The organism is Vibrio sp. E14 (assembly GCF_020515785.1).
Taxonomy (GTDB): Bacteria; Pseudomonadota; Gammaproteobacteria; order Enterobacterales; family Vibrionaceae; genus Vibrio; species Vibrio diabolicus.
Map to the genome: position 1 here is coordinate 397,558 of NZ_JAHPJI010000001.1, position 21,753 is coordinate 419,310.

The 21,753-nt window shown below is 45.5% G+C and carries 19 protein-coding genes; 8 read left to right on the forward strand and 11 right to left on the reverse strand.

The genetic code is table 11. The features are described 5' to 3' along the window. Positions 1-41: 41 nt before the first annotated feature. The gene (gene tal, locus LIX84_RS01830) at positions 42-992 is read right to left on the reverse strand and encodes a transaldolase (protein ID WP_226420460.1); all 951 of its coding nucleotides are present in this window, start codon (positions 990-992) and stop codon (positions 42-44) included. Between the two features lie 466 nt (positions 993-1,458). Here tal and LIX84_RS01835 point away from each other — a divergent pair, with 466 nt between their 5' ends. After that, positions 1,459-2,460: a sugar-binding transcriptional regulator gene (locus LIX84_RS01835; protein ID WP_005396112.1), complete on the forward strand. Its 1,002-nt coding sequence runs from the start codon at positions 1,459-1,461 to the stop codon at positions 2,458-2,460. A 131-nt stretch (positions 2,461-2,591) separates the two neighbouring features. Then, a complete protein-coding gene (locus tag LIX84_RS01840; protein ID WP_226420461.1) occupies positions 2,592-3,884 on the forward strand; it encodes a glycoside hydrolase family 18 protein in 1,293 nt (430 codons plus the stop codon). A gap of 25 nt (positions 3,885-3,909) precedes the next feature. On the opposite strand, the gene LIX84_RS01845 is transcribed toward LIX84_RS01840, so the two are convergent. The 7 genes from LIX84_RS01845 to moeA form a co-directional block, all read right to left on the reverse strand. Further along, positions 3,910-6,201 (reverse strand): bifunctional diguanylate cyclase/phosphodiesterase, encoded by a 2,292-nt coding sequence (locus tag LIX84_RS01845; protein WP_226420462.1) that lies wholly within the window; start codon positions 6,199-6,201, stop codon positions 3,910-3,912. A 21-nt stretch (positions 6,202-6,222) separates the two neighbouring features. Then, positions 6,223-7,053, reverse strand: coding sequence for a sulfurtransferase (locus tag LIX84_RS01850; protein WP_226420463.1), 831 nt, complete (start codon positions 7,051-7,053; stop codon positions 6,223-6,225). 39 nt (positions 7,054-7,092) lie between these two features. Next, positions 7,093-7,389 carry a hypothetical protein gene (locus tag LIX84_RS01855; protein WP_005396101.1) on the reverse strand — a complete coding sequence of 99 codons (297 nt, stop codon included), beginning with the start codon at positions 7,387-7,389 and terminating at the stop codon, positions 7,093-7,095. A 140-nt stretch (positions 7,390-7,529) separates the two neighbouring features. Continuing rightward, positions 7,530-7,979 (reverse strand): hypothetical protein, encoded by a 450-nt coding sequence (locus LIX84_RS01860; RefSeq protein ID WP_085343911.1) that lies wholly within the window; start codon positions 7,977-7,979, stop codon positions 7,530-7,532. A gap of 10 nt (positions 7,980-7,989) precedes the next feature. Continuing rightward, positions 7,990-10,101: an LruC domain-containing protein gene (locus LIX84_RS01865; protein ID WP_124007727.1), complete on the reverse strand. Its 2,112-nt coding sequence runs from the start codon at positions 10,099-10,101 to the stop codon at positions 7,990-7,992. A 185-nt stretch (positions 10,102-10,286) separates the two neighbouring features. Further along, positions 10,287-11,036, reverse strand: coding sequence for a molybdopterin-synthase adenylyltransferase MoeB (gene moeB, locus LIX84_RS01870; protein WP_226420464.1), 750 nt, complete (start codon positions 11,034-11,036; stop codon positions 10,287-10,289). Between the two features lie 9 nt (positions 11,037-11,045). Then, the gene (gene moeA / locus LIX84_RS01875) at positions 11,046-12,281 is read right to left on the reverse strand and encodes a molybdopterin molybdotransferase MoeA (protein WP_226420465.1); all 1,236 of its coding nucleotides are present in this window, start codon (positions 12,279-12,281) and stop codon (positions 11,046-11,048) included. A gap of 286 nt (positions 12,282-12,567) precedes the next feature. Between moeA and folE the strand changes: the two genes are divergently transcribed. Both folE and LIX84_RS01885 read left to right on the forward strand, forming a co-directional pair. Next, positions 12,568-13,221 (forward strand): GTP cyclohydrolase I FolE, encoded by a 654-nt coding sequence (folE, locus tag LIX84_RS01880; RefSeq protein ID WP_006741127.1) that lies wholly within the window; start codon positions 12,568-12,570, stop codon positions 13,219-13,221. A 275-nt stretch (positions 13,222-13,496) separates the two neighbouring features. Next, positions 13,497-14,735 (forward strand): NRAMP family divalent metal transporter, encoded by a 1,239-nt coding sequence (locus tag LIX84_RS01885; protein ID WP_226420466.1) that lies wholly within the window; start codon positions 13,497-13,499, stop codon positions 14,733-14,735. A 45-nt stretch (positions 14,736-14,780) separates the two neighbouring features. Here the strand turns inward: LIX84_RS01885 and LIX84_RS01890 are convergent, their stop codons facing one another. Together LIX84_RS01890 and clcA are read right to left on the reverse strand one after the other, a co-directional pair. Further along, the gene (locus LIX84_RS01890) at positions 14,781-15,728 is read right to left on the reverse strand and encodes a TDT family transporter (RefSeq protein ID WP_074190502.1); all 948 of its coding nucleotides are present in this window, start codon (positions 15,726-15,728) and stop codon (positions 14,781-14,783) included. Between the two features lie 261 nt (positions 15,729-15,989). Then, on the reverse strand, positions 15,990-17,393 hold the full coding sequence (gene clcA / locus LIX84_RS01895; protein WP_074190503.1) for a H(+)/Cl(-) exchange transporter ClcA: 1,404 nt from the start codon (positions 17,391-17,393) through the stop codon (positions 15,990-15,992). Positions 17,394-17,884: 491 nt separating this feature from the next. Between clcA and LIX84_RS01900 the strand changes: the two genes are divergently transcribed. Then, a complete protein-coding gene (locus LIX84_RS01900) occupies positions 17,885-18,463 on the forward strand; it encodes a hypothetical protein (RefSeq protein WP_226420467.1) in 579 nt (192 codons plus the stop codon). Here LIX84_RS01900 and LIX84_RS01905 read toward each other — a convergent pair. After that, positions 18,444-18,857, reverse strand: a complete 414-nt coding sequence (locus tag LIX84_RS01905; RefSeq protein WP_065645146.1) for a helix-turn-helix domain-containing protein — start codon at positions 18,855-18,857, stop codon at positions 18,444-18,446. The genes LIX84_RS01900 and LIX84_RS01905 overlap by 20 nt on opposite strands. 95 nt (positions 18,858-18,952) lie before the next feature. Between LIX84_RS01905 and LIX84_RS01910 the strand changes: the two genes are divergently transcribed. The 3 genes from LIX84_RS01910 to LIX84_RS01920 all read left to right on the forward strand — a co-directional run bounded on the left by LIX84_RS01910 (position 18,953) and on the right by LIX84_RS01920 (position 21,669). Continuing rightward, on the forward strand, positions 18,953-19,861 hold the full coding sequence (locus LIX84_RS01910) for an aldo/keto reductase (RefSeq protein ID WP_203343429.1): 909 nt from the start codon (positions 18,953-18,955) through the stop codon (positions 19,859-19,861). A gap of 366 nt (positions 19,862-20,227) precedes the next feature. Further along, entirely contained in the window at positions 20,228-21,232 is a 1,005-nt protein-coding gene (locus LIX84_RS01915) for a response regulator (RefSeq protein WP_006741121.1), read from the forward strand. Continuing rightward, positions 21,232-21,669, forward strand: a complete 438-nt coding sequence (locus tag LIX84_RS01920) for a PAS domain-containing protein (protein ID WP_005396081.1) — start codon at positions 21,232-21,234, stop codon at positions 21,667-21,669. Before LIX84_RS01915 ends, LIX84_RS01920 begins: the two co-directional genes overlap by 1 nt. Positions 21,670-21,753: the final 84 nt, after the last annotated feature.

The window sequence follows — 21,753 nt, forward strand, 5'->3', positions numbered from 1 at the left end:
GGTAAAAGCGAGTAGACGGGCTACTCGCTTTTGGTAAGCAATTAAAGCTTAGCTTCGATCATCGCTTCTAGTTTACCTTGGTCAACGGCGAAGTTGCGGATGCCTTCAGCCAGTTTCTCAACCGCCATTGGGTCTTGGTTGTGTTCCCATAGGAACTCAGAATGAGTCATTGGTGCAGGACGCTCAGCTGCGCCTTTAGAGTCAACCAACTTCTCAACCACTTTGCCTTCTGCCGCTTCTAGCTCAGCAAGTAGAGCAGGAGCGATAGTTAGACGGTCACAGCCAGCCAGTTCTAGGATCTCACCGATGTTACGGAAGCTTGCGCCCATTACTACCGTTTTGTAGCCGTACTCTTTGTAGTAGTTGTAGATCTTAGTTACAGACAGTACGCCTGGATCTTCTGAAGCTTCGAAGTCACGGCCTTCTTTCGCTTTGTACCAGTCCATAATACGGCCAACGAATGGAGAGATTAGGAATACGCCAGCTTCTGCACAAGCACGCGCTTGAGCGAATGAGAATAGAAGCGTTAGGTTACAGTTGATGCCTTCTTTCTCTAGGATTTCTGCTGCGCGGATACCTTCCCAAGTAGACGCTAGTTTGATAAGGATGCGGTCGTTCGTGATGCCTGCATCGTTGTACATTTTTACTAGTTGACGTGCTTTCGCTACGCTGCCTTCCATATCGTAAGATAGGCGTGCGTCAACTTCTGTAGAGATACGACCTGGAATAGTTTTTAGGATTTCTTTACCGATGTTTACTGCAAGCATGTCACAAGTGTCTTGAACTTGTTGAGCTTTGTCGTTGCTCTGTGCTTTAGCATATTCGATTGAAGCATCGATTAGAGGTGCGTACTCTGAGATTTGAGCGGCTTTCAGGATAAGAGAAGGGTTAGTTGTTGCGTCTTCTGGTTGATACTTTTTGATTGCATCAATTTCGCCAGTGTCTGCTACTACAGTCGTTAGTTTACGAAGTTGCTCTAACTTGTTGCTCATAATCGATCATCCTATTTAAATGGGCTTAAGCGTGATTTTTGTTATCACAGCTTGTGCATTTGCAAGCGAGTTAGCTAATCGTCTCATCGCATTTAATGAGACATCTGCTCAGCCAACTACGGAAAATTTCGTTACCGAACAAATGCAATGAACATTTGATCGATAGCTGAGTAAATGATGTGTCCATATTTATCCTATCTATGCTGAAAGTCAATCGGTGAAATCGACTTATAGTGAACTTCATCAACGTTTTTTTACTGTGTGTTTAGTGGTTAACCCAAATAAACGTTTGCCCTTATTGTTCAAAGGTTGAGCGTTGTAAGTGAGGGTAAAAAATTGTAGTGAGAAAATGTTATTGCGATGAGCAAATGTAGCGTTTAAATTGATAAAGAACATATGCTAAGTCAATGAGCATATGCTCACTTATTGCATACAATATCGATCCTCTTAAAGGGCGAGAGAAACCATGAGCAGTTCTAATCAAGATATTTCCATTGAAAACACGGATTTGTTGACAGAGATTTCCGTCGCGTATTATCAAGACGGTGCGACTCAGGAAGAGATATCGAGAAAATTTGCCATATCACGCGCAAAGGTCGGGCGAATGCTCAAGCAGGCGCGTGATGAAGGCATCGTTGAAATCACCGTTAAATACCACCCGGTGTTTAGCGCCAAGATTGAACAACGTTTGATCGAGCGATTCGGCGTCAAGCGCGCGCTTGTTGCTCTTGATCAGCCGAATGAAGAAGCACAACGACTACAGGTGTCGGGATTGGTGTCCAATTATCTCACCAGCACGCTTAAAAACGGCATGGTGGTGACCGTTGGACAGGGGCGTAACGTATCTTCTGTTGCTCATCACATTGGGGTGATCACCCCGCGCGACTGTAAATTTGTGTGTGGTATCGGCGGTATTCACCCACGTGGTGGTATGTATAACGCCGACCACATTTGTCGTCAGTTAGCTAAAAAGTACGGCGGAACGTCCGAAACGCTTTACGCGCCGGCTTACGCAGAAAATAGAGAACAGAAGTTGGCCTTCATGCAAAATGCAACCGTGAAACAAACGCTCGATTTGGCACGTAAAGCCGATGTCGCTTTGGTCGGTATTGGTGACATGAGCGAAAACAGTTACATGGTGGACTTAGGTTGGTTTACGCCTGATGAAGTGGTTCAGTCGAGACTTCAACAAGGCGTGGTCGGGGACTTTGCAGGTTATGATTTCTTTGATATTCACGGTAATGTTGCCAACACCGTAATGAGTGACCGAGTGATTGGCCTTGGTATTGAAGAGTTTCGCCCAATATCGGAAGTCATCGCGATTGCAGCGGAGAACAGCAAGCCGCTCGCCTTACTTGGAGCATTAAGAACCGGAGCGATAGACGTGATCGCCACGAGCGTCAGCAACGCATTAACGGTACTCAACTTAGATGAGCAAATGCACGGCAACGCGGCATCTGAGAGTTAGCACAAATAATATGCAACTTATGTAATCAGGCTGCGAGGAGTTATAAATGACTCGCAGCCTGATTTCGTTTTCAAGTTAAAAATATTCTCTAGGAGTAGCTTTAAATTTGTACATCTACTCTGGAGAACACAATGAAAAAGACACTTCTTGCTGCACTGATTATGGGGCTGACTGGTGCGGTGCACGCCGAGCAAAAAGTCGTAGCAGGTTACTTTGCGGATTGGCAGTACGCTAATGCAGAAAACCCATACACGGTGAACGATATTCCCGCCGATAAACTGACGCACGTGATTTACGCGTTTCTTAGTATGTGCGGCCCTCATACCGGTGCTTCTGAAACGGTACAAAAACTGGTTGCCGAACAATGTGAAGGAAAAGATCCGTATACGGCGATCATTGTCGATACCGAAGCAGCATTAGAAAAGGACTTTGGCGATGTCTCCGTTAACGTGCCATACAAAGGCCACTTCGCTCAACTTGCTGAAATGAAGAAACAACATCCTGATCTTAACATTCTCCCTTCTTTTGGTGGTTGGACAATGTCCGAACCGTTCCATGCTATGGCGAAAAGCAAACAAGCGATGGATCAATTCTCAAAAAGTGCCGTTAAGTTGATTGCTCAATATGATTTCTTTGATGGTGTTGATCTGGATTGGGAATACCCAGGTGGTGGCGGTTTAACAACGTCACCTTGGAACCCTGACACCAAGCTTTCTGATGAGCAAAAAGCATCTGAGCGTGAGGCCTTTACCTATTTAGTGAAAACCATGCGTGCAGAGTTAGATGAACTCACAAATCAAACCAAACGTGAATACGAGCTCTCTACTGCTGTAGGCGTTGGTCCAAAAGCAGCAGGTATCGATTGGAAAGCCGCGGAGCCGTACCTAACTAACATGTTTGCAATGACGTATGACTTCCTTGGTGGTTGGGGGCAGCAAACCGGGCATACTACCAACTTGCATGCGACTGAGCGAAGCTGGTGGGGCATGGGCGCAGACGTGTTCATCAACCAGATGATCGAGCTCGGTATTCCAAGTGAGAAACTGGTGATTGGCGCTGCGTTTTACGGGCGTGGCTGGCAAGGCACCAAAGACTTCTCGGGTGGCTTACCAACGCAAGATCTTGTATCCGAGCAAGGAGCGCAGTTTGGTACGGGTGAGAACGGCTATTTCATGTTTTGGGATTTGGTGAAGAACTATGGAGCGGAGCAGGGCTACGAGTACAAGTATGATGAGCAATCTCAAGCGCCTTACTTGTGGCATCCTGTAAAGAAAGTCTTTATCTCTTACGAAGATCAACGCTCGATCAAAGCCAAAGCAAATTGGGCTAAACAGGCGAACTTAGGTGGCATTTTTACCTGGGAATTATCAGGCGACCCGAAAGGCGAGTTGGTGGAGGTGATGTACCAAGAAATGAATAAATAAAACCTTCTAAGCAAAGCGATCGTAGTTATTCAACTACGGTTTCTTTGCTTTGGTTCTGCTTCGTAAAAGCGATCAAGTCTTCAAGCGATAAAGGTTTAGAGTAGAAGTAGCCCTGAATCAAATCACAACCGCAAGCTTTTAACTCATTCAGTTGTTGCAGCGTCTCTACTCCTTCAGCTAGTACTTTCATTTCAAAGTTTTTGCCGATAGAAATGATATTCTTAACCATATTCAGCGCTTTTTTGTCATGCTCAATGTGATCGATAAAGCTCTTGTCAATCTTCACTTCGTCAATAGGTAGCGTACGCAACATGCTTAATGAAGAGTAGCCAGTCCCGAAATCATCGAGCGAGATTTTAAAGCCAAGAGCATGCAAGCGCTCGCAAATTGGTGCGAACTTTTCAAGATCTTCAATAAACAGGTTTTCGGTGATCTCTAGGGTAATCTTTGAACATTCGATGCCTCGTTTCTCAATAGCATTCATAAGATTAGTAATGAATTTGGCGTGAACAAACTGTTTGACCGAGATGTTAATAGACATCTGGATAGATGTATCAATATTACCAGTCAGTTTAGCCATATCTGTCAGGCTATTTTCAATGATTTGTTCACCAATACGAACCATCAACCCAGTGCTTTCTGCGACGGGAATAAATTCACTTGGTGGGACTAAGCCGAGCTCATCATCACTCCAACGAATAAGCGCTTCGACACCATAAATATCGCCTTCTAGGTTTAACTGAGGTTGATAAACCATATGAAGCGCTTGCTTATCTATCGCGAGCCTCAAGCGTTGCTCAATTTTCATTTTACGCAGGTGTGTAGCTTGCATCTGCTGATTGAACAGGCTGTATACGTTGCGTTGTTTTTTCGCTTGATACATCGCAATATCGGCTGAAAGGAGCAGTTCATCTAATGTTTCACCATGGTGTGGATAGCAGGCAATACCAATACTGCAACTGAGCAGGAACTGACTGTCATTGACTTCGTAGGGTTCTGATAGCGCCGTTATTAAGTCGCTCGCTAGTCTTTTAACGCTTACTTCATCAATTCGATTTGTTAGAAAAATAAACTCGTCACTGGCTTCACGGATGATTAATCGGCCATCGTTAACAAAGGTGTTTAAGCGGATAGATATTTGTTTTAGAACTTCGTCGCCAAAGTCATGACCATGTGTGTCGTTGACTGATTTGAAATTATCAATATCGATAAACATCAAAGAAAAAGGATTCCCTTTCCCAGAGAGCCAGTGTCGAATGTTTGCGCGTAGGTACTCTCGGTTTGGTAATCCAGTGAGATGATCGTGGTTCGCTTGATAGAGCAAACGCAGTTTTGTTTTGTGTTCATTGTTCGCAATGGAGCGGAATAAAGCGTAAAAAGCACCTTGGACGATAAGAAAAACAATCGAGTACAGTGCAAACTGTTCGTAAAATCCGCGCTTAATAAAATTCAAATCTGTCGAGGAAGAGGCCCAAAGATGATAATCAGGAAGGTATCTCAATGTGATTAACTCACTCAGGCGAGAATTGTCGACAACAATATTTAGCGCTCGTGTGAGCTCTTTTAGTTGCGCCATATCCCAGCCTGAATCTTTTGTGATTTGAGCCATAACGGCTTTTATATCTAAATCATTGGCAGGTTTTAGGTAATCTTCTAGGGTTGTATCTTCTGACGAGCTAAAAGTAAGGTAGCCATCACTGCGGATCAATGTGACCCGGTTGTGCTCATTGGCATGGATGTCGTTACGAAAAACCGAAGATGAATTCATATTAAAGCCAGCCGTCATCACTGCTTGTACAACACCATCTTTATTTGGAATTGCTTTTCGGATCGGAATCACAAGTGAATCTTGAGCTGGCATAAAATACGTTCGACCTATAATCATTCGGTCGGAGTTGAGCGCTGCCAAAAAGGTATCACGAGTCAGTGGATCTTGTTTTAGATTATGCAGCTTTGCCAAGATCAAATTGGAGCTTACGGCGATGTAGTCTCCATCGGGGTTGGTTAGGCCGAATCCAATAATCGCCGGATGGATACTGAGCAGTTTGTCCAGCATCGGGCGAGTTTGAACTGCTGCTGTACGAGTAAAGTCATTTCTCTCGACCAACTGATGACCAATGACTTCAAGTAACGATTCTTGTCCTTTCAGAAGTGATTCGACAGAAGAGGCAAACAGCTCCAATTGTAGGAGCTGCTTATCTTTGTACTTATTCAGGGTTGACTCATAATGGTAGCGGCCAAACAACACGAACAGCACGGCGCTTATCGTAAGTAGCGCCATGTATAGTGTCCAAATGTTCTTCTTTAACCTGACCATGCCGCTTCGATAGCTCCTAGATTAGCGAGTAATGGGTAATGAGTAGTCTGCGCCCCATTCTGTCCATGACCCGTCATAGACCGATAAATCACGCCAACCTAACTGGTATGCTGCTAGCAGCAAAATACAGGCCGTTACACCTGAGCCACAACTGAAAATGATTGATTTATCATTATATAACGTTAGTGCACTAAATGCTTGTTTCAATTCCGAGTCTGCCTTTATAAAGCCATTACTCAATAATGTTTGGAAAGGGAGGCAAACAGAATTAGGAATATGACCAGAACGCAGTCCTTCTCTTGGCTCTGGTACCTCGCCTAAAAAACGTGCACGTGAGCGAGCGTCAACAATGTTTGCACTGCAATTGTTTGAGTACTCTAATATTGCATTTGCGTCCAAAAAAGCATGTTTATTTAATTTCCCGGTAAAGTTTCCAGGCTGCTTAGCTTCTGACAAGGCATCCGTGACAGGCAGTCCAGCCTCAATCCAAGCCGGTAGGCCACCATTAAGCACTTTGACATTATCATGTCCCATTGCCTTAAACATCCACCATGCGCGCGGAGAGGCGAGTGTTCCAGAGTTGTCATAAACAATAATAAGGTCTTCGTTGTTCAGGCCAAGTTTCTGAGCGCTGTGATTAAACCCTTCTTCTGTTGGCATCATATGAGGGAGATTGGTATCTGGCAGACAAAAGTCATTGTCGTAGTCGAAACGCAATGAGCCTGGAATCCACTTATTGGTGACCTTTTTCCCTTCGGAAGGAATTTGAAAACGAATACTCGCGTCTAGAAGTTTTACATTTGGTTGGTCTAATAAAGCATGAAGTTCTTTGGCATCGATCAATGCTTGCATGGTTAAATCCTTCTGATTTGGGAAGTCCGCACAGTATTTTTACTCACAGCGAATGAATGAAAGGGATGAGTCAAAACTTGAGCGGGATGCTTGGTGGAACAACGCAATAGAGCCCACTGGACAAGATGCGGACACTGGAACCGTCACTCGTTGTTGCTCTATCTCAGGTGAATTGATAGTGAGGTACCGACGTTGACCATCAAGGGACTGAGTTAAAGTATTGCTAATGACGGTGGCTGAAACCGTGTTTTCATCCGTTTGCTTAATGAGCAACAAGAGCACAAGTAGGGCAATGAAACCGCTGAAGACCAACATATAGGTTTTGGGATTATCCAATTTGCGCTCCATTGCTATTGTTTCAAGTAATCATTTTGTTTTACAACAAAAAAATCGCATGTTCAAAGAACGATGCGATTTTGTCTTAAAACCTGTGGCTTGCGCCAGTCCCGAGTATCAATGCTCACCAATAGAGCATCTTACATGCGCCATGTCGTATTTCCGGTTGAGACGACTTTTTGAAGAGGTTCTGAGCCATCGTAGAACCAAATTTCGACTAACAGGTTATCTTGGCTGTCCGAGGTGGAGAAGTCTAATTTAGCTTTCCCACTCGTCAGCGCAGCAGAAGCAATATTGCTCGAATATTTCGCTTGGTAGGTTCCAGACGCATCTTCACGGTACTCCTTATAAATGCTCAGATGTGCGCGCTGTAAAGAGTAACCACTAATATCTACCGCAAGTGAGCTTTCTAACCTTGGGTCATAATCGAACCCATCTGGTACGTCTAAATTTTGCATGCTTGGCTCTTCAACAATAACGGTAGTTTGAGCTGGAGGTGGAGTAGCGCTATCGTTGCTTTTGTCTCCACCGCCGCCACCGCCGCAGGCTGTTAACGCTAATCCCATGATGATTGTGATTAAGTTTTTCATGATGTTTCTCCTATGGAATGTAACGTTTGTTTGCTTTAGGTTGGGTATGCCAGTTTGCTCCTTCTCGCCCACCAGACTCGGCGTAGGTGGCAAACTCTGGGTAAGCGTCAACTAAGTCAACTTTCTCTAGCGGCCAATTCCACTCTTCGACGATAAGCAATGCCCAAGGGAGGTTGTTCGCTGTTTTGAAGTACACGCCTCGAGCCGGGTCACTTGCGTCTACGCCCACGCCATATAGGTTTGCGTCATCAAACTGCTCAGTTGGTGCTTGGTCTGGCAAATGTACTTCCCATTTTCTACCTGGTTGAAAGGTGATGCCATCGCCGTGATATGTATTGGGGGTGGCAAAGATAAATGGGTCATAAGGCATGGCCTGTAGCGCTGAGCGGTCGGCTCCTTCCTTAAAGTAGATGGTCAGTGTGAAAGACAACGCGACGTTATCATTACAACCCGTTTGGGTTCGAAAATACGCACATTGACTTTGCGCATACTGACTGAGGTCGTCACTGATAATGAAGATGGCTTCTTCTGATATCGCTTCTAGACCGTTGGTCGGTTGTTCTTTGCCATTAAACGTTAGCTTTGTTAAGCCGTTTTCAATGCTTGCTTTCGAAACGCCAGGTAGACGAATAGCAAAGCCATTTTTATAGCCAGCCCCATAGGCGGCCAGATCTCCGCTAATTTGGATATTTTCCACCGTGCCGTCCATACGTGTTTCAGTCATACGGAACTTAATTACAACGTCATTCATGTCGTAGTCAGCGGTGTAAGGCCAGTTGTCTTCATACGCGACCGTTGCGTAGGAATCGGCACTTGGGAAGTGCTGTACGGATACGCCGTTTTCAGTGATTGTGATTGGGTAATCTTCTACTTCACCTGATGTTGATCCGCCATCGAAGTTCAGACCAGTTTGTTGGCTAAAGCGGAATCGGCTCCAGCTAGGACCTGCGGTTGCCAGTTCAGAGACGACAAATGGAAGCGTATTGCTGCCTGCAGAGAGTAACTCATCAGTGAATACTTGCTCACCTTCGTCAGCAAAGTCACCATCTCGGTTCCAGTCAAACCAAGCTGACAAGTAGCCGGATGTCGATGCAGTTACGTTCACTAGTGAACTTAACCCTGGGTCGAGTGCGGTAACAAAGCCGACGCCATCTTCATCTGCTGTACCAACTTTGTTATCTCCAGACGGAGCCACTTGTCCATCGGCATCACCATCTGGCGCAATGGTGCCAAGCCAAGTTATACCATCAACAGCGTGGCGTGGTCCGTTAGAAGAGAGCAAGGTAGCGTAAGTGTCAGGTGCGTCACCAAAGTCAATTGGCTCGTCTTCGTCAATAACAGGAGCGTTCGCGCATCGGGCACCGTCATTTTGGCTGGAACTTGGACCGTTAGACACAAACTCTACAGCAGGAACAATGCCCGCAGCGATATTGGCGGCGTTATTTTCTGATAAGTCGACGCGATAAATTTTGCCGTCCTGGTTACGCGATACGTAGTAGTTTCCGTTTACATCAAAGTAGCCTGCACCAAAGGTACCCGTTTCCCCTGTATTGCCGATCGCGGTTGCTTGGCCTGTTTTTGTATCGAATTTATACAATACGCCAGACCCATTATCGATACCATAGAGCGCACCGTCGCCAGGGTGGAACGCAAAGTCGGTTAAACTCACACTTGCATTTGATGTGATTTTATTCAGGGTTAAGGTAGCATTTGGGTCCGTATCTAACGGCGACAGATCAATGGAAAACAGCCCTTTACCTTTGCGATACAAGTAGTAGACGTGGTTGTACACGTCGCCGACAAAAAACGTATGGCTAGGAAGCCCTTGTACGTTGAGAGTTTCTGCTTGAAAGTCCTGGCCTAAACGTACGATTTTCAAGTTGGTTGTATCGTAACCATAGATGTATCGATCAGTGAAGTTGAAACCGACGCCGTTAATACCAGATGCTAAGCCCACATCGTCGGTCAGTAACTTGGTTGATCCGGTAACCAGATTAACGCCGTAAACTTGCACTGGGGTCGATTGGAATAAATATGCTTTGCTCGGACAAGTGTCGAATGGCGCTGCGCTTACGTATGCGCTTGCGAACAGAGATCCAAGTAATAGTGATGTCCTTTTCATGATTCGCCCTCTCATTGGTTTGTATGATATGCAATGAAAGGAGTGTGCCAGTTTTTAACTTACTGTTTATAATGATTTTTATATCGGTAAGTTATTTGGTTCGAAATATGAATCTCAGAATAAGAAAAAGCTCAACGTTACGTTGAGCTTTTTGAGAATCTTCATTGATAAGCTGACAGCGTTACTTAGCCACAAACAGGGCAGGTCGGCATTTTCATCAAATTCATTTCCCGCCAGGACATGCTAAACGCATCGAGAATGAGGATCTTCCCTTTTTTGGGTTGGCCGTAATTTGCAATCACCTTGATGGTTTCCATCGCTTGTACAGCGCCAACAATACCTACAACAGGCGCCATGACGCCAGCTTCAACGCAACTTAATGCACTGCTGCCGAATAGCGCGCTCAAACACTGATAGCACGGTTGAGTTGGGTCGTCGTACGTAAACACACTCACTTGGCCTTCCATACGAATGGCTGCACCAGAAATAAGCGGTGTTTTTGTTGCAAAGCAGAGTCGGTTGAGTTGATTGCGAGTGTCGACGTTATCTGAAGCATCGACCACCACAGTGTGTTGTTCAATCAAAGCCTGAAGCTGAATGTCGTCAAGGCGTTTAGCAACGGTGTTTATCTTTATGTGAGGATTAAGTTCCCGCAACGCATCCGCCGCGGAGTCAACCTTTTTACGGCCAATATCGGCGTCGTGGTGCAATACTTGGCGTTGTAAATTGGAGAGTTCAACAATATCGTCATCGATAAACGTAATATTGCCAACACCAGCCGTGGCAAGGTATTGGCTAGAAGCGCAACCTAAACCGCCAGCACCCAAAATAAGCACCGAGCTTTGTTTGAGCGCTTCTTGCCCTTCGAAATCGAACTGGCGAAGAATGATCTGGCGGTTATAGCGCAGCATCTCCTGATCGGAAAGAATATCCACGGTATGTTCCTAGTATAACGTTGAGTTAAACAGTTGGATTTGAACCGTTTCGCCAACTTCCACACGGCCACGCTCACGTTCCAACACAACAAAGCAGTTTGCCAAACTCATTGAGCGAAAGGCTCCTGAACTTTGGTTGCCAGTGGTTTCAACGACAAATTTACCGTTCTCTAGAGTATAGATACCGCGTTGGTAGTCTGTACGTCCCGGCGCTTTCTTAAATGCGGTTTTAGTCGTAGCAGGGATAGACTCAGGTGCTTTCCATTCAGTGTGGCCAGCCAATTTAGCCAACATTGGTTGAACAAGTACGTACATGGTTAGCACCGCAGATACAGGGTTACCTGGTAGCCCACAGAACCAAGCAGTACTTAACTTGCCAAATGCGAAAGGTTTACCCGGCTTGATTGCCAGTTTCCAGAAACCGATTTCGCCAAGTTCTTCAAGAATGTCTTTGGTGTAATCTGCTTCACCAACGCTGACGCCGCCAGACGTTACAACTACATCCGCGAGCGTTTGTGCTTTTTCGAATGTTGCTTTTAGTGTTTCTGGGCAGTCAGGGATAATGCCAAGATCAATCGCTTCACAGCCAAAGTTTTCGATTAGCGGCTTAATACCGTAACGATTACTGTCGTAGATTTGACCCGCCTTGAGTGGCTCACCCAATGGTTTAAGTTCATCACCTGTGGAGAAAAATGCCACCTTTGGCTTACGCACGACGGTGACATGGCTGACACCAAGAGAGGCAATCATTGGAATATCGCGCGGTGTCAGGCGCGCGCCTTTTGCCAATACGATATCGCCTTGCTTGATGTCGTCACCCGTAGGGCGGATGTTATTTTGCGGCTTCACATCCGTTTGGTTGAACTGAATACCAGCGTCGGTCACTTCCGTATTTTCTTGCATGATAACGGCATCACAGCCTTCCGGAATTTTCGCGCCAGTCATGATTCGAACACAAGTGCCTGCCGGCCATTCATCTTCAAAAGGCTGACCAGCGAAGGATTTACCTGCCAGAGGCAACACTGTAGACACTTCTAGGTCTTGAATACGAATGGCATAACCGTCCATCGCTGAATTGTCGAAAGGGGGCACTTGAATTGGCGATAAAATGTCTTCAGCCAGCACAAAACCCAGAGCGTCAGCAAGAGGAAGAGAAAGTGTCGTTTGGATAGGTTTGATTCGCGATAGCATCTTATCCATCGCTTCTTCAATTGGCATCAAGCCAGGTGCGTCGCAGCAGCCCATTGAGATAATCCTATGTTCTTTTGTTTTGTGGCAACTCTACCATAAAAGGGGACCGAGTAAGAATGTCCACCTATAAAATATGGGTGTAATTATTCAAAAATCCGAGTATCCTTGTCACCCATCCGAAAGGGGTAAAGTTCCTACGGAGCATGAGAAAATAGCTCAGTGTATTCTTGTTATGTGCCTTGGCGTTATAAACATCGGACTGAGCGACTTTAACGCTACGGGATGAAACACGGCAATTGTATTTCACACCGAGAGTGGTAGTTACAAAAGAGGAAGTGGAATGTCAGGTCTTAGCGAGTCAGCAAAGTTAGTGAAAGAAGCGCTAGAGCAACGCGGGTTAGAAACACCAATGCGCCCTAATGCCGTTAGCCGTGAAGAGAAGAAGGAAAAGATTGAATACCACATGCGTGAGATTCTTGGTCTGCTTCAGCTCGACCTTACGGATGATAGCTTAGAGGAAACGCCACACCGCATTGCAAAAATGTACGTGGACGAGATTTTCTCTGGTTTGGATTACTCCAACTTCCCCAAGATCACAGTTATCGAAAACAAGATGAACGTGAGCGAAATGGTTCGCGTGAAAGACATTACTGTGACCAGTACGTGCGAGCACCACCTTGTGACAATCGACGGTAAAGCCGCTGTTGCTTATATTCCTCGCGGTAAGATCATTGGCCTGTCTAAGATCAACCGTATTGTTCGTTTCTTTGCGCAACGCCCTCAAGTTCAAGAGCGTATGACCCAGCAAATCCTTGTTGCTTTGCAAACATTGCTTGAGTCTGACGATGTAGCGGTGACTATCGACGCGACGCATTACTGTGTGAAATCACGCGGTGTGATGGATGCCACCAGTGAAACCACGACTACAGCGTTAGGTGGTATTTTTAAGAGCAACCCAGCGACCCGTGCTGAATTTCTGCATGGCCTGCGTTAATCAAATCGACAAATAAAATTGAGAGAGGATGGCGAGTTGCCATCCTTTTTTATATCTTTTATATCCAAATCATCGTCAAGTGAGTCGCAATAAATAGTAATTATGCAATTGTGTATTGACAGTCACATTCGTTGCTCTTAATATATGCGCCCAATGAACGGCTACAACTTGTAATCGTTTGTTTTAAAAAGAGATATTTCTCTAAGTTCAGCTGATCTCGGTCAGTTGTCTTTCTATTTTCTAATAATAGAAAGACAACAAATTTGGGACTCGGCATGACTACACAAAGCACTATCAGCACCTCCTCTATTTCAGCTCCAGTTACAGAAAGCAGTTGGCAAAAGAAAGCCATGCTTAGTGTCGCTTTTTTGATGGCGACAACCTCTGTTGGTCCCGGCTTTTTGACTCAAACCGCAGTCTTCACAAATATCTACAAAGTCGACATGGCATTTCCAGTTTTGGCTTCTATTTTTATCACGTTTGGTATCGTGATGAACTTGTGGCGTATTGTCGGCGTTTCTGGCATGCGAATCCAAGACATTGCGAACAAAGTGGCACCCGGCATGGGTTATGGTGTTGGTATTCTCCTTGCGCTTGGTGCAGTGGCGTTTAACTTTGGCAACGTGAGTGGCGCAGCGTTAGGCATCAATGTGCTAACGGGCGTGGACACAACATGGGGCGCACTGTTTACCGGTGTCGTTGGCTGTTTGTTGTTTGTGGTTCATAACGCCTCCAAGCGAATGGACCAAATGGCCCGCTACCTTGGCTTGTTCATGATTGTTCTGATTGCATACGTTGCAATGACGAGCTTACCTCCGATGGGAGAGACACTAAGTGCAGCGGTGATGCCTATGGATGTTGGTAGTTTGCTTCTGCCTACGTTGACTATCGTTGGCGGCGCAGTTGGCGGTTACTACACGGGTGCACAACGCCTAGTAGACATCGGCTTGAAAGGCAAAGAGAACGTGCCTTCCATCACCTTAACAGCGTGGGCTGGTATTTCTATCGCGGTGGTTATTCGAATCCTACTGTTTTTGGCGGTGTTTGGCGTTATCGCGACAGGCGCAACGCTGGATACGGCTAACCCTGCGGCGGATGCTTTCCGTCAAGGTGCTGGCCAGCTTGGTTACTTCATCTTTGGCTTAGTACTGTTTGTAGCTTCCATCACGTCTGTGGTTGGCAACTCTTACATGGCTATATCATTAATTAAGACGCTTTTCCCAGTTGTGGCGCGAAACGAGAAAGCGTGGTGTGTTGGTTTCATTATCCTAACCTCGCTAGGCACGGTAACCATGGACATGCCAATTCTTCTTTTGATGCTAGCGGGCCTAGTGAACAGCATTATTCTTCCTATCGTTTTGGGCACTGTATTGGTTGCGACAAAGCGCAAAGATATTGTCGGTGACTACCAACACCCAATGTACTTAACGCTAACTGGAGCAGCGATTGTTATCGTAATGGCGGCATCGAGTTTGACTAACATTGGGAACTTCATGGCGAAGTTTGTGGGTTGATGTCTTATTGATGAGATGAACAGCGGCCTCAGATGAGGCCGTTTTTTATGCTTGTTTAGAGGGCGACTTAACGATTTCTGGCCAATACATTTTGACGTAACCTGCCGATACCCAAACCACCAACACAGTCGCAATGCTGAGCTCTAAAAAGCCAAAATCGTGTAGCCAGTGCCAATGTGGATGCGATTCGGCAAAAAAGGAGGTTAAGCGGTGCATCGCAATGGCACTGATCACGGAAGGAAAGGTTACCGCCGCGATAGAAGGTTGAAACTTCAATCGAAGTAAGCGGAAGTAACACAGGTAGATCAATAACGTCATTGTGATAGCAATCCCTGCTAATGCGCCAGTCAGTATCGGATCGGGCAGGGGAAAGTTCACCAAGTATGCCGCCAATGACAAGTTTACCGGTGCGGCCATAATTGCGAGGGTCGGCCTGGCTCGTCTCGGTAGAGATCCGAAAAACACCAAACGATAGAGCACCAGCGGTAACATAAAGAAATAAATGCCAATGCACATCATCGCTAAGGTTTCAGAGAATAGGTTGTGACCCAATTGGGAGCCTGCTAATGAGCTGCTGATCAGTCCCACTGGATAGAGAAACCAGCTAGGTACAATATTCGACATTTTGAAGTTCATTAGCTGAAAGCTAAAAAACAGTACCATCATAGTAAAATGCAGCAAAAGTGCCATAAACCAGAGTGGATAAGCAATGATTGGCGCTACAGAAGCAAGATAATCTGCAAGGATCAGTAACGCCATACTCATGGGGGCCATTAAGCTACCGCTCAATGGGTGACGAATGTCGACCATAAATAATCGTGGATTCGTGGCATATTTTATCAGCACAGGGGCGAGTAAAAGCGCGCCGAGTGACGCTAAAAATGGGCGTATTGGTTCACCAATTTCAGGGACATAGAGTGCCCAAGCTTGTCCTAAACCTATCATACCTAGCGCTAACGCGGCTTGAGACGGCGGAACGCTATAAAACTGCACAAGTCTTCTCCAGTTCAAATCTACTCCATTTGATTTTTGCCTGAATGAAACGAAACGTGATGATTTGGATGAAATGCTCTATTTGAGTAGCGAATACTAGCAAGTTTAGAGAGTGCTTACTCATGAAAGGTGGTGAGGAAATATCAGAGAATGGTGTTTTTGTGAGTTTGGTATCGAATATTTTGGAAAAGATGTAAAAATGTAGAGTTTATCGCTCCAAACCCTTCGATAGTTTGGAGCGAAATAATAACAAAGCGAGAATTATGTCGATTGGTTTTCAGGAAGATCCTGCTGACGTAACTTATCGTTTTTGATTGTACGATGTAGCAACTGGCTGTAAATCGGTTGTCCGCCAAACAACTGAGCAATAATCACGGCACCTAAACAAGTAATGATAAGTGGTAGAATTAAGTAGTAGTTATTGGTCATTTCAATCACCAACAAAATGCCCGTGATCGGTGCGCGTACCGTTGCAGCAAACAGGGCCCCCATGCCCGCAATAGCAAATACGCCAGGTTCGATATCAAGCGTAGGAAGCAACACATCAGCACTCGCTCCGAATGCATAGCCAAACAAGGTCCCCAGAGCAAGCATCGGTGCAAAGATACCGCCCGGCGCACCAGAGCCAAAGCATAGCAACGTCGTGATGACGCGACCAAAGAAAAGCAGAACTAAAACGGATACCGAGTAGTTGCCATTGGTAATATCAGGAATAAGGCCGATGCCACCGCCAGTTAGCTGTGGCACGTATAAGAGAAGCAGACCAAAAATGCCACCAAGTAGTGAACCCACGATTAAATAGCGTTTACGATCGTTTTTGTGAATTGCGACAAAACTGTCTTGTGCCACGGTAATCAATTTATTGAAGATCACTCCGAATACGCCAAACAATGCGCCAAGCAATAAAAATAACCAAAGGGACTGAAGCTCTGGAGAGTGATATTGCGGCATTGTGATGACAGCGTCTTGCCCGTTGATGGCACGAAACACAATATTGGCCATAATAGCAGAGATGATCACCGCGCGAATTGAGATCAGAGAATAGCGAAACTGAGGTCGCATTTCCTCCACAACGAACATAATGCCAGCGAGTGGGGCATTAAAGGCGGCAGCCAAACCACCAGCGGCACCTGAAGCGAGTAGGGAATGACGAGTATCGTCATCTTTCACACGGAAAATATCGGTCACCATTCGACCGACAGCACCGCCCATTTGCACCGTTGGGCCTTCACGACCGAGCACCATTCCGGAGCCAAGTGCGCCCATGCCGCCGAAGAATTTTACTGGCAGGACTCGCCACCAACGCACAGGGCGAATGTTGTCCATCGCGCCTTCAATTTCAGGGATACCTGAGCCCGCCGCCTCTGGGGCAAAGCGGTGAACAAGAAAGTAGCCAATAAAAGCAAGCAACGCGCTGATCAGCACCGCAGCAAGCCAAAGAGGAAGTACGCTACCGATTTCGCTTCTCAGCCATTCGGTACGGGTTTCAGAAACAAAATGAACCGCAAGTTCGAAGTAAGTGCCGACAAAACCAGCTAGTGTGCCAACGATTGCGGCCATAATCAGGACAGAAAATGGTGTGGACCCTCGAGAGACAAACTGGTTAATCGCATCTTTCGGTACGTGCGCTAACACAGATTTCACAATTCTCTCTCGTTTGGTCATTAACAAGTTCTCCTGTTGCTGGTGGAAGGGACGCGAGAAAGTATACGCTTCGCAGAGTCTAGACCTAATCAATAAAGATGCAATTTAGCTTTTCACTATTGAGTGTTCGAAGTGTCGCGATATCATTCATTCACCAAAACTGTGCTATTGCTCTCATAATTTGGGATAAAAAACTTGTTTTTTGAGCAAAATGAACCATGCTTTAGGTGTAAAGCAACATGACTGCTTCAGAAGGAGGGATGTGAGGTTTTACACACAATTTGGATGGATTCAAACCCTACGGTAAGTCCTCGTTTTATGTTCGGGATGTATCAATAGACATCTTCGATTCGCACACTCACGATTGAGTAACGAGGTAGAGGCGCACGCAAATGTGCGCCTTCTTAATTTCTGCTCTACAACTTTCCGCACTACCTGCCACTATTTTTATCTTGAACAATTTCTACTAGTCGGTAATGTCTGGGTTCGATGTTAATCAACCAGAGTAATTCATGCGCTTTTATCCTCGAGTCCTGTTTTCTTTATGTTGTTTTTCGGTAACGTTTCCAGCATTTTCGACGCCGAGTTGGTGGCAGGACACGTTGTCTTCAATGCCGTACTCCAATTTAAAAGAGCGTATAGAAACAAAGGGAAGCTGGTATCGCTGTGACGTGCAGCAGCAAGATGCTTCAACGTATTTCAGCACATTTTGTTTGGACGATTTTTCGTACTATCAGCAGCATCTGTATGGTGAAGTTGTTTTGGGAAAGGACAGTGCTCTGTTCTCTTTTTTGACCGAATATCAATGGCAAAGTCTCAATGACTTAATCCTCAATTTAAGAAAAGACGGGTTGGTTTTACGTAGTATAACTATCGGACAAGAGCACTATGACGTCGTTGAAGCGCTGGAAAAGAAATCTTCTGAGCTTGTCGATAAAGAAGTTATCTTGTTGATAAACCGCTATCCGCAAGAAACGATTCGAAGCTTACTTTGGGTAAAGCCGGACGAGTTTGCGTCGCCATCACCGTCTTTAAATGTGGAATTGCACAGCGATGGCGAAATTATCGATGTTAAAGTGACTCGTTTTTAGATTCTTTATGGAGAGATAGGAAGGTCGCCATCGCAGACTCGTCTAAAAATCCATCCGATTTTTTGTGCGCACGCAGGTATTGATAGCCAGCGATGAGATTACGGTGCTGTTCTTCTGCCTCATCTGGCAACGGCTGATTCATAACGTGTTGAAATGCAAGTTTGTACGCATCCATATCTACGACTTCAGCGCGGCGATATAAATAACCACATCCGGTCGCTAACCATTCAAGAGAGCAGTTGGCTCGCATCGCAATTTGATTTGCTTTCGTAAGGCTCGGTTCACTGCCTTTTAAATATTTGCGTATTAAAGCTTCAGACACATCAACGCGTCGTGCAAATCCGCTGATGCTTTCTTCTCCAATCAAGGTGGCTAGGCGTTGGGCAAAAGACATATTTCGTACTCTAGTTCGAATTGCCAAAGTTTACCCGTTGAGCCGATGTGAAAACAAGACTACGATGAATGCAGATCAATTGAAGGAGAAAAACCATGGTTGCAAAAGTTGTGACTGCACCAAAAGGCCCTGAGTTCTCAGAGCTGGTCCAAGGATATTGGCGTGCAGTTGATTGGGGCATGACTGCTCAAGAGCGTTTGTCATTCCTCAAGCAACATATTGAGTTAGGCATTACCACGGTCGATCACGCGGACATATACGGTAATTACGAGTGTGAGAAATTGTTTGGTGAAGCACTTGCTCTCGATAAGAGTGTGCGAGAGCAGATTCAGATCGTCACAAAGTGTGATATCAACCTGTGCGGAGATAAAACACCAGAGCGTAAGATCAATCACTATGATACGAGTTCCGCTCACATCTACCAATCGGTGAATAACTCGCTTGAGCGTTTGAATGTGGACGAAATCGATGTGCTTTTAATCCATCGCCCTGACGTGTTAATGGATGCCGATGAAGTGGCTGAAGCATTCTCAGAGTTACACAAAGTGGGTAAAGTGAAGCACTTTGGTGTATCTAACTTTACTCCACGTCAGTTTGAGCTGTTGCAATCTCGTTTGGGTAAGCCTCTTGTAACTAACCAAGTGGAAATCAACCCGCTTAATTTTGAAGTTGCACACGATGGAACGCTTGATCAAATGCAAATGCTGCGTACGCGCCCAATGGCTTGGTCTTGCCTCGGTGGTGGCTCCATCTTCAGTGGTGACAGTGAGCAAGCCGTTCGTGTTCGCAACGAATTAGAAGCAATTCGTGAAGAAGTGGGCGCAGCGAGTATTGACCAAGTAATTTATGCCTGGGTACGTCGTTTGCCATCTAACCCTATTCCAATCATTGGCTCTGGTAAGATTGAGCGTGTGCAAACGGCAGTAAATGCGCTGAATATCGAATTGACTCGTGAGCAATGGTATCGCGTATGGGTGGCTTCGAAAGGTCACGGTGTGCCATAGAAGTGACACTTTATTGATGAATACATTATTCAAGGCACCCTATGAAAGGGTGCTTTTTTATTGCTACGCGGTACCGATTTCCCCAGTACTCATACTGAGCGGATAGAGAGGGAGTAAAAACGGATTTTTAATTTAAAATGCAACTTTGTGCTTATTTTTAATGGAGGCGTTTTATCCATGTTTGTTTCATGTCACTAAACAGCGAATGGGATGTTTGCTTTTTCGCCATTTTGTTCACTCATCCATTCATATTGCGTATGCTTATTGAATAAAAAAGAAATAAAAACTCGTCAGTTTTCTCGTATTACATGCTGTAACAATCTGTTAGACTCCGGCGCAGATTGTGGAATATAAAAAGGTGATTGAATGTCTTTTCCCGTACTCATCTGTGATGATTCAGCGTTAGCACGCAAACAGATGGCGAGATCACTACCAGCCACATTGAATGCCGATATTACGTTTGCTATCCACGGAAAAAATGCGCTAGAAGAACTCGAAAAGAACGAGTTTAAATTGATGTTTCTTGATTTGACCATGCCAGAAATGGATGGCTTTGAAACACTAGAAAACATGCAGCGGTTAGGGAATACAACTCCGGTGGTTGTGGTGTCGGGGGATATCCAACCTAAAGCGAAAGAGCGCGTGTTCGCACTGGGTGCAAAAGCGTTTATTCAAAAACCGATCGCCAAAGATGAACTCAAGAATGCGCTTAAAGAGTTGGTTGAGCCAGAGCCTCGTCCTCAAATTATCACGCCTGTTTCTATTGAGTTACCGATTTTACGTCGTCGCGATATTTATATGGAAGTGGCGAACGTCTCTATTGGTCGAGCCGCAGATGCATTGGCGCGTCATTTTGATGTGTTTGTGCAATTACCGCTCCCGAACGTTAATATCTTCGAAGTGAGCGAACTACACATGGCACTCCGTGACTTAGCGTCGCATGATAACGTATCGGGCGTTTGTCAGGGCTTTTGTGGCGAAGGTATTGCGGGTGAAGCGCTGGTGATTTTGAGCGATTCGAGTGTATCGGATCTCAAGAAGTTGATGAAAGTGCCAGCTGACAGCGACGAACTGGAAGAGCTTGAGCTGCTTATGGATATTTCCAACATCTTGGTGGGGTCATTCTTAAATGGCTTAGGCGAACAATCTGAAGTGCGATTCTTCCAAAGCCCTCCAGTGCTTCTTGGTCAGCATATATCAATTGATTCGATCATTGAGTCTACGACGGGCGCATTCAGCCGCACCATGACATTCGAGGTGAGCTACAACATTGAGGGAACGTCAATCCGTTGTGATTTATTGTTTATGTTCGTCGATGAATCTTTGCCGCTGCTCGATAACAAACTGTCATATCTAATGGAGGAGTTCTAATGTTGAATATGCCAGCAGAGTTTGAACAATTCCATTGGATGGTCGACATGGTACAAAACGTCGACATGGGGCTCGTCGTCATTGACCGAGATTATAATGTGCAAGTGTGGAATGGGTTTATGACTCATCACAGTGGTTTGCAATCTCATGATGCAATTGGTCGTTCTATCTTTGATATCTTCCCTGAAATCCCGCAGGAATGGTTTAAGTTAAAAACAAAGCCAGTGTATGATTTAGGTTGCCGCAGCTTTATTACGTGGCGCCAGCGTCCTTACTTGTTCCGCTGCCGTAACGTACGTCCTGTCACTCAGCAAGCGGAGTTTATGTACCAGAACGTTACGCTGAACCCCATGCGTACCCCGACTGGAAAAATCAATTCGTTGTTTTTATCTATACAAGACGCGACGGCTGAAGCATTGATGTCTCAGAGTCAGTAGCGATAAAAAACTTTCTCAAAAGCCAAGGTTCGCCTTGGCTTTTTTGTATACTTATAATTGTGTTTCCTAATGCGCAGAACGTGA